Source organism: Streptomyces sp. NPDC030798, from assembly GCF_055572275.1.
Genome location: NZ_JBVIDR010000002.1, coordinates 844,043 through 859,877 on the forward strand (window position 1 = coordinate 844,043; position 15,835 = coordinate 859,877).

At 71.6% G+C, this 15,835-nt stretch carries 18 protein-coding genes and 1 pseudogene; 7 read left to right on the forward strand and 12 right to left on the reverse strand.

The window, feature by feature from the left end; genetic code table 11:
* The first annotated feature begins 9 nt into the window (after positions 1–9).
* A complete protein-coding gene (locus ACZ404_RS08230) occupies positions 10–1,032 on the forward strand; it encodes a LacI family DNA-binding transcriptional regulator (protein ID WP_468437099.1) in 1,023 nt (340 codons plus the stop codon).
* Between the two features lie 80 nt (positions 1,033–1,112).
* Here ACZ404_RS08230 and ACZ404_RS08235 read toward each other — a convergent pair whose 3' ends face one another.
* The 7 genes from ACZ404_RS08235 to ACZ404_RS08265 all read right to left on the reverse strand — a co-directional run bounded on the left by ACZ404_RS08235 (position 1,113) and on the right by ACZ404_RS08265 (position 5,722).
* Positions 1,113–1,424 (reverse strand): hypothetical protein, encoded by a 312-nt coding sequence (locus ACZ404_RS08235; RefSeq protein ID WP_468437101.1) that lies wholly within the window; start codon positions 1,422–1,424, stop codon positions 1,113–1,115.
* On the reverse strand, positions 1,424–2,362 hold the full coding sequence (locus tag ACZ404_RS08240) for a hypothetical protein (RefSeq protein ID WP_468437103.1): 939 nt from the start codon (positions 2,360–2,362) through the stop codon (positions 1,424–1,426). The genes ACZ404_RS08235 and ACZ404_RS08240 overlap by 1 nt, the downstream gene beginning before the upstream one ends.
* Before the next feature lie 83 nt (positions 2,363–2,445).
* Complete coding sequence (locus ACZ404_RS08245) at positions 2,446–2,808, reverse strand: hypothetical protein (protein WP_468437105.1); 363 nt, start codon at positions 2,806–2,808, stop codon at positions 2,446–2,448.
* Positions 2,805–2,987: a hypothetical protein gene (locus tag ACZ404_RS08250; RefSeq protein WP_468437107.1), complete on the reverse strand. Its 183-nt coding sequence runs from the start codon at positions 2,985–2,987 to the stop codon at positions 2,805–2,807. Before ACZ404_RS08250 ends, ACZ404_RS08245 begins: the two co-directional genes overlap by 4 nt.
* A complete protein-coding gene (locus ACZ404_RS08255) occupies positions 2,962–3,252 on the reverse strand; it encodes a hypothetical protein (RefSeq protein ID WP_468437109.1) in 291 nt (96 codons plus the stop codon). Before ACZ404_RS08255 ends, ACZ404_RS08250 begins: the two co-directional genes overlap by 26 nt.
* Before the next feature lie 190 nt (positions 3,253–3,442).
* Complete coding sequence (locus ACZ404_RS08260) at positions 3,443–4,909, reverse strand: APC family permease (protein ID WP_468437111.1); 1,467 nt, start codon at positions 4,907–4,909, stop codon at positions 3,443–3,445.
* A gap of 78 nt (positions 4,910–4,987) precedes the next feature.
* Positions 4,988–5,722, reverse strand: coding sequence for a FadR/GntR family transcriptional regulator (locus tag ACZ404_RS08265; RefSeq protein WP_468437113.1), 735 nt, complete (start codon positions 5,720–5,722; stop codon positions 4,988–4,990).
* Between the two features lie 217 nt (positions 5,723–5,939).
* On the opposite strand from ACZ404_RS08265, the gene ACZ404_RS08270 reads away from it, so the two are divergent.
* Positions 5,940–7,391, forward strand: a complete 1,452-nt coding sequence (locus ACZ404_RS08270) for an amino acid permease (RefSeq protein ID WP_468437115.1) — start codon at positions 5,940–5,942, stop codon at positions 7,389–7,391.
* Between the two features lie 123 nt (positions 7,392–7,514).
* Here ACZ404_RS08270 and ACZ404_RS08275 read toward each other — a convergent pair whose 3' ends face one another.
* The 3 genes from ACZ404_RS08275 to ACZ404_RS08285 form a co-directional block, all read right to left on the reverse strand.
* On the reverse strand, positions 7,515–7,700 hold the full coding sequence (locus ACZ404_RS08275; RefSeq protein ID WP_468437117.1) for an MbtH family protein: 186 nt from the start codon (positions 7,698–7,700) through the stop codon (positions 7,515–7,517).
* A 29-nt stretch (positions 7,701–7,729) separates the two neighbouring features.
* Positions 7,730–9,511, reverse strand: coding sequence for a non-ribosomal peptide synthetase (locus ACZ404_RS08280; protein WP_468437119.1), 1,782 nt, complete (start codon positions 9,509–9,511; stop codon positions 7,730–7,732).
* An 88-nt stretch (positions 9,512–9,599) separates the two neighbouring features.
* The gene (locus ACZ404_RS08285) at positions 9,600–10,130 is read right to left on the reverse strand and encodes a nuclear transport factor 2 family protein (protein ID WP_468437121.1); all 531 of its coding nucleotides are present in this window, start codon (positions 10,128–10,130) and stop codon (positions 9,600–9,602) included.
* A gap of 217 nt (positions 10,131–10,347) precedes the next feature.
* Between ACZ404_RS08285 and ACZ404_RS08290 the strand changes: the two genes are divergently transcribed.
* The 5 genes and pseudogenes from ACZ404_RS08290 to ACZ404_RS08310 all read left to right on the forward strand — a co-directional run bounded on the left by ACZ404_RS08290 (position 10,348) and on the right by ACZ404_RS08310 (position 13,974).
* The gene (locus ACZ404_RS08290) at positions 10,348–11,700 is read left to right on the forward strand and encodes a DUF1015 family protein (RefSeq protein ID WP_468437123.1); all 1,353 of its coding nucleotides are present in this window, start codon (positions 10,348–10,350) and stop codon (positions 11,698–11,700) included.
* Positions 11,701–11,704: 4 nt separating this feature from the next.
* Complete coding sequence (locus tag ACZ404_RS08295) at positions 11,705–12,751, forward strand: ketoacyl-ACP synthase III family protein (RefSeq protein ID WP_468437125.1); 1,047 nt, start codon at positions 11,705–11,707, stop codon at positions 12,749–12,751.
* 11 nt (positions 12,752–12,762) lie between these two features.
* A pseudogene (locus tag ACZ404_RS08300) lies at positions 12,763–13,206 on the forward strand (methylmalonyl-CoA mutase family protein); the annotation flags it as partial.
* On the forward strand, positions 13,186–13,509 hold the full coding sequence (locus ACZ404_RS08305; RefSeq protein ID WP_468437200.1) for a methylmalonyl-CoA mutase family protein: 324 nt from the start codon (positions 13,186–13,188) through the stop codon (positions 13,507–13,509). The pseudogene ACZ404_RS08300 and the gene ACZ404_RS08305, both read left to right, overlap by 21 nt.
* 15 nt (positions 13,510–13,524) lie before the next feature.
* Positions 13,525–13,974 (forward strand): SRPBCC family protein, encoded by a 450-nt coding sequence (locus tag ACZ404_RS08310; RefSeq protein ID WP_468437127.1) that lies wholly within the window; start codon positions 13,525–13,527, stop codon positions 13,972–13,974.
* A 60-nt stretch (positions 13,975–14,034) separates the two neighbouring features.
* Here the strand turns inward: ACZ404_RS08310 and ACZ404_RS08315 are convergent, their stop codons facing one another.
* Both ACZ404_RS08315 and ACZ404_RS08320 read right to left on the reverse strand, forming a co-directional pair.
* On the reverse strand, positions 14,035–15,282 hold the full coding sequence (locus ACZ404_RS08315; protein WP_468437202.1) for a dihydrolipoamide acetyltransferase family protein: 1,248 nt from the start codon (positions 15,280–15,282) through the stop codon (positions 14,035–14,037).
* A 28-nt stretch (positions 15,283–15,310) separates the two neighbouring features.
* Positions 15,311–15,835, reverse strand: a 525-nt coding sequence (locus ACZ404_RS08320) for an alpha-ketoacid dehydrogenase subunit beta (protein ID WP_468437129.1), incomplete at its 5' end; no start/stop codon positions are given.

A 15,835-nucleotide genomic window follows, 5' to 3' on the forward strand; every position in this document is an offset into this window, starting at 1 on the left:
GAGGTGGTCATGGCCGGGCGACGCCCTGGAGCACCGACGCTGGAAGAGGTGGCCGCCCACGCCGGGGTGGGGCGGGGCACGGTCTCCCGGGTCATCAACAACGCGGCCGGTGTGAAGGAGTCGACACGCCGGGCCGTGCAGCGGGCCATCGAGGAACTGGGGTACGTGCCGAATCTCGCCGCCCGGTCCCTGGCCGGGCGGCGGGCCGATGCCGTGGCCCTCGTCCTGACGGAGCCGGACTGGAGACAGTTCGCGGAGCCGTTCTTCTCCGAGATCGTCCGCTCCCTCGGCGATGCGCTGGCGGACACCGGGATGCAGCTGATGCTGACCCTGGTCCGCTCGGAGAGCGAACGGCAGCGCTTCCTGGAGTACGCACGCGGCGGCCGGGTCGACGGGGTCCTGCTGATGTCCGTGCACGGGGGCGATCGGCTGCCGGACATGCTCGCCGAGGCCGGGGTGCCGACCGTGATGCTGGGGCGCCGGTCGGGCGACGAATACGTGAGCTACGTGGACGCGGACAACGTGGGCGGTGCCCGAAGCGCCGTATCCCACCTGCTGAAACAGGGCCGCAAGGCGATCGCCACCATCACCGGGCCGCTGGACATGTACGTCGCGCAGTGCCGGCTGCGCGGCTATCAGGACGCCCTGGCGTCGGCCGGTCTGCCAAGGGCGCGGTCCTGGGTCGCGGAGAGTGATTTCACGGAGGAGAGCGGGCGCCGCGCCATGGCGGAACTCCTCGAACGGCACCCGGAGATCGACGGCGTCCTCGCCGCGTCGGACACCACGGCGGCGGGGGCCCTGCACACGCTGCGCACGGCCGGCCGGCGGGTGCCGGAGGACGTCTCCGTGATCGGTTTCGACGACTTTCCGCTGGCTCAGCGCACCGAGCCGCGCCTGACCACGGTGCGCCAGCCGCTGGAGGAGATGGGACGGGCCATGATCAGGCTGTTGCTGGAGGAGATGGAGGAGCCGTCCGTGGCCTGGCGCCACATCATTCTCCGTACGGAGTTGGTCGTCCGCGAGTCGTCCTGAGCCTCGCTCACTCCGCGTCCGCCACCACCGACCCCACCCGGTCGGCCAGGTCCTGCGGCTTCGACCTCGATGCTCCCGGCCTAACCGCCCACCGCCCATCGCGCTCCCGCCACCACGCCCAGCAGCAGAGCGGGAAGTATCCACCACCACCGCATGGTCCTCCGCACCGAAGGCACCAGCCACAGCGCCAGAGCGGCCCCGGCGGACGCGAGGGTGAGGACGCACGACAGGACGATTCCAGCGTAGGCGTCGTCGTCCCAGCTGCCGGACGGACTGATGCTCAACGCCGTCCAGCAGAAGTACGCGGCGAGGAGCGTGAGCAGGGTGAGGGGTACAGCGAGGACCAGACGGAGGCAGCCGCGGTCGTCGTCCACGTGTGAAGAGCCGGTCATCAGCGCAGTGCGTTCCTTGCCTCGTCCAGATTGTTCGCGAATCCACGCCCGTAGGCCTGGGCGTCGTCGGTCTTCCAGTACGGCCCGCCGTTGTAGCGCGCGGCGAGCTCCTGGTACTGGGCCGGTGTCATCTCCTCGGCCGGCACATCGGCGAATTCGCTCTCCGCCTTGAGCTGGGCCAGGTACTCCGAGGCGATGAAAATGTTCTGCGCCGGGTCCTGCAGGGCTGTTTCCACCATGCCGCGCTGCTGGTCGGTGAGATGCTCGGGGTCGTAGCCGAGAACCTCGGCGCCACGTCGCACCTGGATGGCGATGGGGCCCATGGACGTATTGTCGGGGTCACCGCCGAGCCGCCACGGCAGGCTTTCAGGAGCGATCGGGCTCAAGGGAGAGTCCGCCTGTTCGCGGATGGTGTCGGTGATGTCGTCCAGGATGCCTGGCTGCCCGCCGATCTCCTGCCATGCGATACCGGCGACCATGTCCGGCGGCAACCCCGAATTCCGCGCCGCAGCCTTGATGATCTCCTTGTTCGCCGCGATCCAGTCGGCCCGCTCCTGTGCGTTGGACGGCGGGCCCCAGTAACTGTCCGTCGCGCCGGGAAGGTTGGCGATCTGCAGGCGGATGTCCCGCAGGGTCGGCGAGACGACGTCGTCGCCGGCGACGGGGGAGTAGTCCTGTTTGGGACCGCTGCCGGGCAGTCGGGTCAGCGGGTTCGTGCTCGCCTCGGCTGCCTCTCGCCGCAGCTCCGCGATCGCCGAGACGATGTCGACGCGTTCGATGAAGCCCATGCGGAAATCTGGCAGCAGGTCGTAGGCCTGCTTGAGCTCGTGGACGCAGATCTCCCGCGCCTCGTGCTCGGTGGTCTTCGCGAGATGGAAGTCCCCGCCGGCGGCGTCGTGCAGCCGGTTCGCGTCCTCGCGGATGTCGTCGACATCCATGGTCAGCTCGGGCGAAGAAGTCCATGACACCGGTGGTGGCCCGCATGTCCTCCCACTGGCGCATCGGCTCCGCCTCCTGGGCGTCACGGGTGACCGCCGTGCCCTTGGTGTGGATCAGGTCCGCGAGCAACCGCTCGTTCGCCTTGCCGTTGGAGTAGTGCGCCTTGGCGACCTCCAGCGCGAACGCGTAGCTGCGCAGAGCGCTGGACGTCGTAGCCTTCCGCGAGCTGCGCGATCAGCTTGCGCCCCTCGGACAGCCTGGCTTCGTAGTGCTGACTGCCCTCGCTCTTCCACTGTGTGTGCTTCTCGGCGCGCTCGGCGGAAGGGTCGATCGCCACCAGCATGTCGTGCAGGCGCTTGAACTCGTCCGCGTTCCGTTCGACGAGGGGCGGGTTGCAGTCCTCCAGGAACTCGACGTCCTTGCGGTGACTGATGCCGGTGCTCATCGCGCCTCCGGGGCGACGTACTGACCGTACTCCAGAACGTTGTCCAGGAAGTGCCGAGCCGTGTCGTCATCGATCTTCACGAAGTCGGTGCCGGTCGTCCTCAGGCGAGTGGACAGCGCCGCGAACAAGGCGACGGCATCCAGGTACTGGTCATCAGCGAATCCGGCGAACCGCGCCACGTGCTTGGCCACGTCCTCGGGCGTCCGGGGCCCGGGCCATGGTGGTCAGTTCGGCATCGGGCCGGCCCTCATGGAGGAAGCCCGCGATCTCGATCAGCAGATTCGCATTGCCATTGATCGACTCGGCCTTGGCGACCAGGGAACCGGTGGCCGGGGCGGCGGCTCCTCCGCCGCTGTCTGCCGACAGATGGTCGATCTGCATGCCGGTCTGCTGACGCGCCAGCGCGTCGGCCTTCAACTGGGCCCACTCCTCTTCGAAAGACAACCCGTTCCCCCTCAAGCCAGCCGCCTCGAACAGCTAATCGATCACGTTATCGGAGGGATGCGAACCGAAACCTCGCCGCTCCGCCTGGGGGCAGGTTCACACAGCGGCCTCAGCGGACCGGCGTCTTCGCGGCCCCGGCAGCCGCCTTCCGTCCGGTCCGCGACAGCCTGCGGCCGGAGTAGTGCCTCGCTCACTCCGCGTCCGCCACCACCGACCCCACCCGGTCGGCCAGGTCGGGGTCGCGGCGGACCAGGAGGCCGGCGTAGGCGACGGCGGCGAGGAGGGCGGCCAGGGCCGCGTAGGGGAACCAGCTGTACGGCGCCGGCTGGCCGGGCTTGGCCAGGTAGTAGAGGGGGACCAGGATCGCGAGCACGCCGAGCGCGGGAAGCACCAGGTGGCGGACGGTGCGGAACTCCTGGGGGCGGTAGCGGCGGTAGTACAGCGGCAGGGCGATGTTCGAGGCCAGGTAGACCAGCAGGATGAGGATGGTGCCCAGGCTGGAGGACTCGGTGAAGAAGACCACCGGGTCCATCGGGCCGGAACCGAGGAGGTGCCCCAGGCCCCAGCCGCCGATGATCAGCAGCGAGATCGCGGCGAAGGTGAGGATCGCGTTGTTCGGCGTGCGCCGGGTGGGGTGGACGTAGCCGAAGAAGGACGGGAGGAGACCCTCGCGGCCGGCGTTGAAGACCAGCCGGGCCTGGGAGTTGATGCCGGCGATCAGCACGCCGAGGGTGGAGGTCAGGCCGCCGACGTAGGCGAGGAAGGCCAGTGCTCCGAGGGTGCCCTGAGCGACGTCGACGAACGGGATGCGGGCGTCGCCGAGCCGGGCCACGTCGTAGTCGAAGCCGGTGACGGTGGCATAGGAGAAGAGGATGTAGCTCACGGTCATGATCGCGACGGAGAAGAACACGGCGCGGCCGACGTTGCGCCGCGGGTTCTCCGTCTCCTCGGCCAGCGCCGCCGAGTTCTCCCAGCCGATGAACAGGTAGACCGCGAGCGGGAAGCCCGCTGCCAGGCCCCTGAGGCCGTGGGTGATGTGGCCGGGCAGGAACGGGTCGGCGGAGAGCCGGCCGTGGTGTCCGACGATCGCCGCGACCGAGACCACGACCAGCACCAGCATCTCCACGCCGAAGAAGTAGCCGGCCCACTTGGTGGAGACCACCACTCCGCGCAGCATCAGCACCACCGACAGCCCGGTCAGCAGCAGCGTCCAGATGATCCACGGCAGGTCGACACCGGTGTAGTGGTGCAGGGTGATCTGCACGAAGCCGCCGGAGATGGCGATGACCGAGGCCATCGCGATGATGTAGCCCAGACCGGCGAGCAGGGCGGTGGTCACCGCGCTGACCGGTCCGAAGGTCTTGCCGACGAAGGTGATGAAGCTGCCCGCCGACGGGTGCGCCCGGGAGAACTCGGCGAGCGTGTTGCCGAGCAGCGCGACGGCGACGCCCGCGGCGACGATCGTCAGCGGGGACGCGACGCCCGCGGTGGTGGCGAGGAAGGCGAAGCCGAAGAAGAAGCTCATCGCCGGGCCGACGTTGGCCATCGTGGCGGCGGCGATGTCGGCCATGCCGAGGACGCCGCCGCGCAGTCGCTGGGGCGCGTGGCCGGCAGGGCCCGAGGTCGGCAGGGGTCCGACGGCTCCGGGGTCGGGCATGGCGCCAGCTCCTTCTGCGGGTGAGGTCGGTGCGGGGTGCGTGCGGACGTCGCCGGGTCGCTGCCGGGCGGGCCGGTGTCAGGCCGGTCCCGCGTGCCGGTGTGCCTTGACCGCGGCCACCGCCCCGGCCATCTCGCCGCGGGTGAGCTCGTCGAGGAGGCCGGCGTGGTGGCGGTTGCGCGCCCGGACGACGTCGGGCGCGGGGGCGGGCAGCAGCAGGCACTGGCGGCCGAGCAGGTCGGCGGCGAACTCGCGGATCCCGGGGCCGCCGAGTTCCTCCGCGAGGCCGAGGTGGAAGCGGGTCTCCAGCTCCAGCAGCCGGTCCGGTTCCTCGGCCCGGTCCATCTCCTCGACCAGCTCCCGCAGCCCGTCCAGCCGGCCGTCCGGCACCTCGCCCGCCGCGTGCGAGACCAGACCGCACTCCAGCAGCAGATGGACGGCGTCCAGCGAGGCCGCCTCGGCGGGGTCGTGCATCACGGCGACGACCGTGTCCCAGTCCCGGGCGACGAAGGTGCCGCCCGCCCTGCCCCGCCGGCGGTCGAGCAGGCCGTCCTGGCACATGCCCTCCAGCGCACGGCGCACGGTGATCTCACTGATGCCGAGCTCCTCGGCGAGGACTCCGGCGTCGGGCAGCCGGTCCCCGGGCGCCTCGGACTTCAGCCGTACGCGCAGCGCGATCCGGGACCGGACGAGGTCCGCGCCCGTGGGGCCCCGGCCGGGCAGGACACGGGTGCCCAGGACCCCGGCACCCGGCGCGGGCCGCGCGGGACCTGGCTGGCTGTAGGGGCCGAACTTGCCCGCTGCGTTCACCACGACGCCACCCTAACGGCGACCTTGCTGCTGGTTGGTGCATGAGGGATCCCTCGGGGCCGGGACACGGGGGACGGGGCGGTGGGCCGCACGGAAGCGCGGCTCAGCACTGAACGGAAAATAGAGCAAGGTGAACATTTAAACAAGACTGTTTTTTTGGATCCTACTGAACTAATTTTCGTGCCGCCCTGGTCCGCACTCCTCCCTCATGGATGTCGAGATGACCACAACCCTCCCCGAAAGCCCTCCCACCGAGCCCGGTCTGCGGGCCGGTCTGAAGAACCGGCACCTGTCGATGATCGCGATCGGCGGTGTCATCGGCGCGGGACTGTTCGTCGGCTCCGGCTCCGGCATCGCCGCCGCCGGCCCCGGCATTCTCATCTCCTACGCCCTCGTCGGCGTCCTCGTCGTCCTCGTCATGCGGATGCTGGGCGAGATGGCGGCGGCCAACCCCACCTCCGGCTCGTTCTCCGCCTACGCGGACCGGGCGCTCGGACGCTGGGCCGGCTTCACCATCGGCTGGCTGTACTGGTTCTTCTGGGTCGTGGTGCTCGCCGTCGAGGCGACCGCCGGGGCCAAGATCCTCGCCGGCTGGATACCGGCCGTACCGCAGTGGGGCTGGGCCCTGATCGTCATGGTCGTGCTGACCGCGAGCAACCTCGCCTCGGTCGCCTCCTACGGCGAGTTCGAGTTCTGGTTCGCCGGCATCAAGGTCGTCGCCATCGCCGCGTTCATCGCGCTCGGCGCGCTCGCGATCTTCGGGCTGCTGCCCGGCTCCGACCACCCGGCGTCCGGATTCTCCAACCTGACCGCGCACGGCGGCTTCCTGCCACACGGGCCCGGGGCGATCCTCACCGGCGTGCTGATGGTGGTCTTCTCCTTCATGGGCAGCGAGATCGTCACCCTCGCAGCCGGCGAGTCCGCCGACCCGCAGGGCGCGGTCACCAAGGCCACCAACAGCGTGATCTGGCGGATCGCGGTGTTCTACCTGGGCTCCATCCTGATCGTGGTGTCGCTGCTGCGCTGGGACGACCCGGCGATCCTCAAGGACGGCTCCTACGTCGCCGCGCTCAGCTCCATCGGCATCCCGCACGCCGGTGAGATCATGAACGCCATCGTGCTCACCTCGGTGCTGTCCTGCCTCAACTCCGGCCTCTACACCGCCTCCCGCATGGCCTTCTCCCTCGCCCGGCGGGGCGACGCCCCGGCCTCCTTCGGGCGCACCACCGAGCGCGGTGTGCCGCGGGCGGCGATCCTGGCCTCGGTGGTCTTCGGCTTCGTCGCCGTCGCCTTCAACTACCTGTGGCCGGACACCGTCTTCCAGTTCCTGCTCAACTCCTCCGGTGCGATCGCCCTGTTCGTCTGGCTGGTGATCTGCTTCTCCCAGCTGCGGATGCGCCGGATCATCGAGCGGGAGGCGCCCGAGAAGCTGGTCGTCAGGATGTGGCTCTACCCCTACCTGACCTGGGCCACCGTCGCCCTGATCACCTTCGTGCTGGGCTACATGCTGACCGACACGGCCGACGGCGGCGGGCGCGACCAGGTCGTGCTGTCCACGGCGGTGGCGGTGGCCGTCGTGATCTTCGCACTGGTCCGCGAACGGCTCTCCGGCAAGAACAAGAGCAAGAGCGGCAGCGAGAGCGAGACACCCGACGCGGCACTCCTGCCCTGACACCGACAGCGGGACACGGACAGCCGTACACGGATAGCGGCCCGGGCCCGGGATGTTCTCCCGGGGCCGGGCCGTTGCCGCACGACCGCGGGGGGTGGGCGGCCGGGCGGAGTCGGGGGCGGGTCAGCGCAGGGAAGCCGGGCGCAGATCGGTCCAGTGGGTGTCCACGTAGTCCGTGCAGGAGGCTTCCGTGCCGGTGAAGCCGGCCGGCTGCCAGCCGGCCGGGGTGGCGCGGCCGGCCGGGAAGAGGCCGTGCTGACCCTCGTCGTTGACCAGGACGGTCCACTGGTCCGGTGCGGTGCTGTCCATCGGGTTTCTCCTTGAGGGGGCGGCGGTGCTCACCGGGTGACGAGGTCCTCGGCGCGGCGGTCGGACAGGGCCGCCGTGAACGCGTCGAAGGTGCGGTGCCGGAACAGCAGGCTGGTGGGGACCTTGATGCCGAGCCGGGTGCGCAGCCGCGTCGCCACCTGCATCGCGCTCAGCGAGTGGCCGCCGAGGTCGAAGAAGTCGTCGGACTCGGCGATCGCCTGCACGCCCAGGATCTCGGACCACACGGCGGTGACCGCCTCCGGAACGTTCACCTCCGAGGTGTCGGCCGGCGCCGCGGCGGCCGGCTTCGGGGCGGGACGCGCCGAGTTGCTCGCCAGCCGGGTCAGCGCCACCCGGTCCGCCTTGCCGCCGACCGTGACCGGCAGCTGCTCCAGGACGGTGTACCCGGCCGGGCACATCCACACCGGCAGCAGCCGCTCCGCGTGCGCCCGCACCGACGCCGGGTCCGTGCCGTCGGCCAGCTCGGTGAACGCCTCCAGCCGGGGCGCGCCGTCGTCCCCGGTGTGGCACACCACGCAGGCCCGCCGCACCCCGGGGTGCTCCAGCAGCACCGACTCGATGCCCCCGAGCTCCACCCGGTGCCCGCGGATCTTCACCTGGCTGTCGGTGCGCCCGAGGTAGATCACCGTGCCGTCCTCGGCGCGGCTGACCCGGTCCCCGGTGCGGTACATCCGCGCACCCGCGGGGCCGTACGGGTCGGGCACGAAACGGGACGCGGTGAGGCCGGGGCGGCCGGCGTAGCCGCGGGCCAGGCCCGGGCCGGCCAGGCACAGCTCACCGGGCGTGCCGTCGGGGACGAGGTCGAGGCGGGCGTCCACGATGCGGATGTCGACGTTGGCCAGCGGTTCCCCGATGTGCGGCGTACGGCCGCGCACGATCGGGGTGCCGAGCGCGTTGACGGTCGCCTCGGTCGGGCCGTACAGGTTCGCCGCCTCCAGGACACCCTCGGCGACGAGCGCGCCCAGCGTGTCCCACAGCGCCGGCGGTACGGCCTCGCCGGCGATGAGCAGCTTCAGGCCCGGGCGTTCGCGGCGGGCGACCGGCTCCAGCTCCTCCACCAGGACCTGGGCGTGCGACGGGGTCATGTCGACCACGTCCAGCTCGTGCTCGGCCACGAACCGGGCGAACGCCTCGGCGTCGCGCCGCGTGTCGTCGTCGAGGATCGCCACGGTGTCGCCGCGGAAGACGCGCACCCACTCCTGCACCGAGGCGTCGAAGGCGACCGAGGCGTTCCAGCCGACGCGCTCGCCGGGCGCCCGGAAGAAGCCGCCCTTCTCCATGCCCTCCAGGAAGCTGGCCAGCGCCTTCAGGCTGACCTGCACCCCCTTGGGACGGCCGGTGGAGCCGGAGGTGAACACGGTGTAGGCGAGGTGGTCGGGCCGGGTGGCCACCGGCTGCGCGGGCGGGAGGTCGTCCCACTCCAGGCGGTCGAGGACGATCGCGTTGTTGCGGACGGAGTCCGGCACCTTGCCGACCAGGGCGGCGTGCGTGAGGGTCGTCTTGACCCGGGCGTCCTCGGCGATGTGCGCGAGGCGCTCGGTCGGCTGCTCGGGGTCGAAGGGGACGTAGACCCCGCCCGCCTTGAGGATGGCGAGGACGGCCACGACCAGGTCGGCCGAGCGGGGCAGGAAGACGCCCACCGAGCGCTCCGGGCCGACGCCGTAGCGAGCCAGCAGGCCGGCCAGCCGGTCGGTGCGCTCGTCCAGCTCGGCGAAGGTGAGCCGGGCGTCGGGGCCGATCACGGCGTCCCGGTCCGGCGTGCTGCGGGCGGCTTCAAGGAACCTGGCCACCACCGTACTTGTTCGTATCAACGGACTTCCCTGTTCCATCAGTGTCGATTCCTCGAGGCTCGTCGCTGCGTCGTCGGTCAGTCGTCGGTCAGGAGGCGGTGACCTCGGGGGTCCGGCCCTCGAACTGGTGGAGCAGCTCGGTCTTGGTCTCCAGCGGGCCCGCCTCGGTCTGCAGGGCGATCTTCCAGTCGCCGTGGTCGCGCACCCAGACCATGACGTGGACGAACGTGATGTGGCCGAGCGCGGGGGAGTCGAAGCGGACCCGCTCGATCACCTGGCCGGTGCGGCAGCTCTGGACGGCGACCTTCACGGGTGCGATCGTCATGCGCCACGTGGGGTCCTCGAAGTAGTCCTTGAGGATCCCGCCCCACGCCTCCTTGTTCATGCCGATGGTGCCGTCGGCGCCGAGACCGGTGACGTTGTCGTCGACGAAGAAGGAGAACCAGCGGTCGAAGTCCCGCCCCGAGAAGGCCTTGTCGAACTCCTCGGCCGCCGCGGTCAGTTCGGCCACACACCGGTCACAGGCGGGAAGTGCCTCGCCCTTGGTGTACGCCTCCTTCGGCTGACCGTCGTCGACCAGCTCCGCCGCGCTCTCGTCGACATCCAGTTTTTCCCGCATGGCATTCCCCTTCTCACGAGGTGTTTCGTCGTGGATTCCCGTCGTGGATTCCCGTCCTGGATTCCAGTCGCGGATTCCCGCCGTGGATTCTCACGAGGACCGAAGGCATCGAACCCGATGCCGGAAAAGCTAGAGCCGGTAACTACAGGTGGACTTGAGCGCCGGTCGCCCGCCCGGCTGCGAGCCCATCTCTAGCGGGGCGCCGGATTCTGGCGGCGTGCATACCAGACAGGAAAGAGAAGGAATCCGGAATTCCGGTGCCGAAGCGCTGCTGCTGGCCGAGGAGCTCGAGGACGGCGGGCTCGAACTCGCGCCCCTGCGCGGGGTGCGGTTCGCCGCGCCTCCCGGCCACGACCTCGGCGCCGGCACCGCCCCGCCCGACGCCCACCAGGACCCCGCGGCCGTACGGCGCATGCTCGCGCGGGCCCCGCACCACGTCCTCCGGCTCGTCCCGCACGGCCGCAGCGGCCTCGACGGCGCGGCCCGCCGGCTGCACCGCTGGCTCACCCGGGGCGTCCTCACCACGGACCCGCTCCCGGGCCTGTACCTGTACGAGCAGCGGCAGGGCGCCCGGGTGCTGCAGCGCGGCCTGATCGGGGCACTCGGCATCCGCGACGAGGAGCAGCGCGTCGTCCTGCCCCACGAGCACGTCTTCCCCGGCCCGGTGGCCGACCGGCTGGAGCTGACCCGCTCGGCCGCCGCCAACCTCGAGCCCCTGTACTGCCTGTACGAAGGCGGCGGTACGACGGCTCGCATCGTCGAGGACACCGCCCGCAACGCACCGCTCCTCGCCCGGGCCACCGCCGAGGACGGCACCAGCCACAGCCTGCGCCACCTGACGGACCCGGCCGCGCTCGCCCTGGTCGCCGCCGACCTGCGCGAACGCCAGGTGCTCATCGCCGACGGCCACCACCGGTACGCCGCCTACCAGGCGCTGCGCCGCGAACGACGCGACGCGGGGTACGGCCCCGGCCCCTGGGACCACGGGCTGGCGCTCCTGGTCGACGTCACGGCCCACCCCGTACCGCTCGCCCCCGTGCACCGCATCCTGCCCGGGCTGCCGGTGCGCGCGGCGCTGGCGGCGCTCGGCGGCCGGTGCACCGTGCGGCCGTGCACCGGCACGGCACAGGAGGCCCGCCGGGCCCTCGCCGCGGCCCACCGCACCCACCACGCCTACCTGTTCTGCGGCGACGGCGAACAGCACCTCGTCACCACCGTGCGCGACGACCCGGATCGCACCGACCCCGCCCTCCTCCACCAGCTCCTGCTCCCGCCCGCGGCGCGCGTCCTGCCGTACCGGAGCACCCCGGCCGAGGCCCTCGCCGAGGCCGCCCGGAGCGGAGGTACGGCCGTCCTCGTCAACCCCGTCGGCCTCGCCGAGGTGTTCGCCCGCGCCCGCGCCGGGGACCGGATGCCGCACAAATCCACGGCGTTCGGACTGAAACCGAGAACCGGACTCGTGATGCGCGTATTCACCGCCCCCGACGGCCCGGCCGGGCCACCGGTCGAGGGCCGCTCAAGGGAAATCCGGCAGCCTCACGGCATCCATTCGGGAATGCGGCAGGAGTGATCTCATGCGCTGGGAGAACGTGTACTTGGCCGGCCTCGGGGCCTATCTCCCCGAGGAGGAGATGACCGCGGAACAGGCCGTCGCGCAGGGACTTTACGACGCCACCGCGGCCGAGAACAACGGCGTCCGGGCGGTCCGCGTGGCACGCCCCGACGAGACCGGGCCGGTGATGGCCGCCGAGGCCGGCAAGCAGGCGCTGGCCCGGTCCGGCCACACCCCCGAGGACATCGACCTCGTCCTGCACGCCTACACCAACCACCCGGGCCGGGAACTGTGGACCCCCGCCCACTTCGTGCAGCAGGAGATCCTCGGCCGCACCACCTCGGCCGCCATCGAGATGCGCCAGGGCTGCAACGGCGTCCTCGGCGGCGTCGAACTGGCCGCCTCCTGGATCAGCGCCCGCCCCGACGCCGAAGCCGCGATCGTGACCTGCGGCGACGCCTGGCTGCTGCCGTACATCGACCGCTGGAAGAGCGACGACCAGACCGTCTTCGGCGACGGCGCCTGCGCCACGGTCCTGTCCACCCGCGGCGGCTTCGCCCGCCTGCTGTCCACCGTCAGCCGCTCCGACGCCACCCTCGAACCCCTCTACCGGGGCATGGGCCCCTGGACCCAGGCCCCCTTCGAGAACGGCAAGACCGTCAACCTCGGCGCCCGGCCCGGCGACTGGCTGCTGCGCAACGAGGACGCCTACGACGAGGTCCTCGAGGTCGTCAGCCAGAACTTCACCGTCACCCTGGACCAGGCCCTCGACGACGCCGGCATCGCACTGTCGGACGCCGACTGGTTCATCCACGCCACCGTCATCAAGCCCATCGCCGAGTGGGGCTTCTACAAGAAGCTCGGCCTCGACCCGAAGACCACCACCTACGACTGGGGCCTGGACTACGGCCACATGGGCAGCAGCGACCAGTTCCTCGGCATCAACCACCTCATCGAGTCCCGCAGGGCCAAGCCGGGCGACCGCATCATCACCGTCGGCGTCGGCATCGGCTTCATGTGGACCGCCGCCGTGCTGGAGGTCCAGGACGTCCCGGACTGGCAGGGCTGAAGGAGCCGGGCATGGCGGACGCAGGCACCGGTACGGCCGTCGAGGCCGGCGCCCGCTGCCGGCGGCTGATCGCGGCCGGCGCGGCCCGGCTGTCGGTCGGCTTCGACCTGCCCACCCGCCTGGGACACGACAGCGACACCCCGGCCGGGCGCGGCCAGGTCGGCAGAACGGGCGTGGCCATCGACTCCGTCGACGACATGCGCGTGCTGTTCGGCGGCATCCCGCTGGAACGGATCACCGCCTCCCTCCGGGCCGAGGCCCCGGCCGCGGTGCTCCTGCTGCTCTACCACCTGGTGGCCGAGGAGCAGGGAGCCCGCGCCGGCCGCCTCACCGGGCTGCTCCACACCGGCACCCCGGCCGACGGGCCGGGCATCTTCCCGCCCCGGCCGGCGCTGCGCCTGACCGTCGACCTCCTCACCTACTGCCGGGCGGAGCTGCCCCGCTGGCACGTCGTCCCGCCGTCCGCCCGCCGCACGCCCCCGGCGGCACCGGTCGCACCGGACCCGGGCCACGACCGGGCCGCCGAGCGGCGGCAGGCCGAACGCCTCGCCAAGCTGCGGGCCTGGCGGGACCAGGACCGGCTGGACGGCCGCCTGGCCGAGGTGCGGCGGGTGGCCGGGAGCGACGGCAACGTGCTCTACCCCCTGAGGGACGCCCTGCACGCCGGAGCAACGATCGGCGAGGTCTGCGACGTGCTCCGCGCCGTCTGGGGCGTCCGCCGGCCGGCACCGGCCGGCGGGTCCGTCACGACACTCTGAGAGCGAGGAACCGGCATGCGCCAGGTATACCGATCCGTGCACATCCAGGCCGCACCCCACGACGTGTGGCGGGTGCTGAGCGACTTCGCGCGCTACCGGGACTGGAACCCGTTCATCCGGGAGGGCGCCGGCGAGGCCGCCGTGGGCAGCACGCTCACCCTGCGGTTCGTCCCCGCCGACGGCCGCCCCATGACCTTCCGGCCCACGGTGCTCGCCGCCGACCCCGGCCGGCAGCTGTGCTGGCGGGGCCGCCTGCTGCTGCCCGGCCTCTTCGACGGCACCCACCGCTTCACCCTGTCCGAGGTCGACGGCGGCACGCTGGTCGAGCAGAGCGAGACCTTCGCGGGCGTGCTGGTGCCGCTCATGGGCACGGCGATCGGCAAGGTCGGCGGCGACTTCGAGCGGCTGAACGCGGCGCTGAAGAGCCATGTGGAGGAGAGCGCGGGCACGCGGATCGCGAGCTGACCGGCACCACCGAGAAGGGCCCCCGGGGCGTTCACCCCGGGGGCCCTTCCGTCGTGCTCCTCAGCTCCAGGTGATCAGGCGCTTGGGCTGCTCCAGGATCGCGGCGATGTCGGCGAGGACCTTGGAGCCCAGTTCGCCGTCGATCAGGCGGTGGTCGAAGCTGAGGGCCAGGGTGGTGACCTGGCGGGGCTTGACCTTGCCCTTGTGCACCCATGGCTGGAGCTTGATCGCGCCGACGGCGAGGATCGCGGACTCGCCGGGGTTGAGGATCGGCGTGCCGGTGTCGACGCCGAAGACGCCGACGTTGGTGATCGTGACCGTGCCGCCCTGCATCGCGGCCGGCGAGGTCTTGCCCTCACGAGCCGTGGACACCAGTTCGCCCAGTGCCTCGGCCAGTTGGGGCAGCGTCCTGGTGTGGGCGTCCTTGATGTTGGGGACGATCAGTCCGCGCGGGGTGGCGGCGGCGATGCCCAGGTTGACGTAGTGCTTGAGGACGATCTCCTGGTTGGCCTCGTCCCAGGAGGCGTTGACGTCCGGGTTGCGCTTGATGGCGACCAGGAGCGCCTTGGCGATCAGCAGCAGTGGGTTGACGCGCAGGCCCTGGAACTCCTTGTCCTGCTTGAGTTCCTCGACCAGCTTCATCGTGCGGGTGACGTCCACGGTGACGAACTCCGTGACGTGCGGCGCGCTGAAGGCGGAGCCGACCATCGCCGCCGCCGTCGCCTTGCGCACTCCCTTGACCGGGACCCGGGTCTCGCGGGCGCCGTCGTACGTCACGAGGGGGGCCGCCACCGGGGCGGGGGCCTGCGTGACCGGCGCGGGTGCCTCGGCGGCCTTCGGGGCCGCCGCCGCGTGGACGTCCTCGCGGGTGATGACGCCGTCCGGGCCGGACGGGGTGATCGTGGCGAGGTCGACGCCGAGGTCCTTGGCCAGCTTGCGCACCGGCGGCTTGGCCAGCGGACGGGACTGGGCCGGGGCGACCGGGCCGGCGGGGGCCCCGGTGGCCCGGCGGGGGCGGCGCCGGGACGCCGGCTCGGTCACGCCGTACCCGACCAGCACCGGCACCCGCTCGGGTGCCCGGTCCGGCTCCGGCACCTCGACCGCGATGACCGGAGCGCCGACGTCGACCGTGGTGCCCTCGGGGAAGTGCAGTTCGCGGACCACACCGTCGTAGGGGATGGGCAGTTCGACGGCCGCCTTGGCGGTCTCGACCTCGCACACCACCTGCCCGTCGGTGACCGTGTCACCGGGCCGGACGTACCACGTGAGGATCTCGGCCTCGGTCAGGCCCTCGCCCACGTCGGGCATGTTGAACTCGCGGATCACGGGGTCCCTCTCAGTACGCCAGGGCGCGGTCGACGGCGTCGAGCACCCGGTCCAGGTCCGGCAGGTACTCCTCCTCCAGGCGGGCCGGCGGGTACGGGGCGTGGTAGCCACCGACCCGGAGCACCGGGGCCTCCAGGTGGTAGAAGCAGCGCTCGGTGATCCGGGCCGCGATCTCCGCACCAGAACCGAAGAACACCGGCGCCTCATGGACCACGACCAGCCGCCGCGTCTTCTCCACCGACGCCTGGACGGTGTCGAAGTCCAGCGGCGAGACCGACCGCAGATCCAGCACCTCCAGCGAACGGCCCTCCTCGGCCGCCGCGTCCGCGACCTCCCGGCACAGCTTCACCATCGGCCCGTACGCCGCCAGCGTCAGATCCGTGCCCTCCCGCACCACCTGCGCCCTGTGCAGCGGACCGGGGATCGCCTCGGGGTCCACTTCGCCCTTGTCCCAGTAGCGGCGCTTGGGCTCGAAGTAGATCACCGGGTCGTCGCTCTGGATGGCCTGCTGCATCATCCAGTACGCGTCGGACGC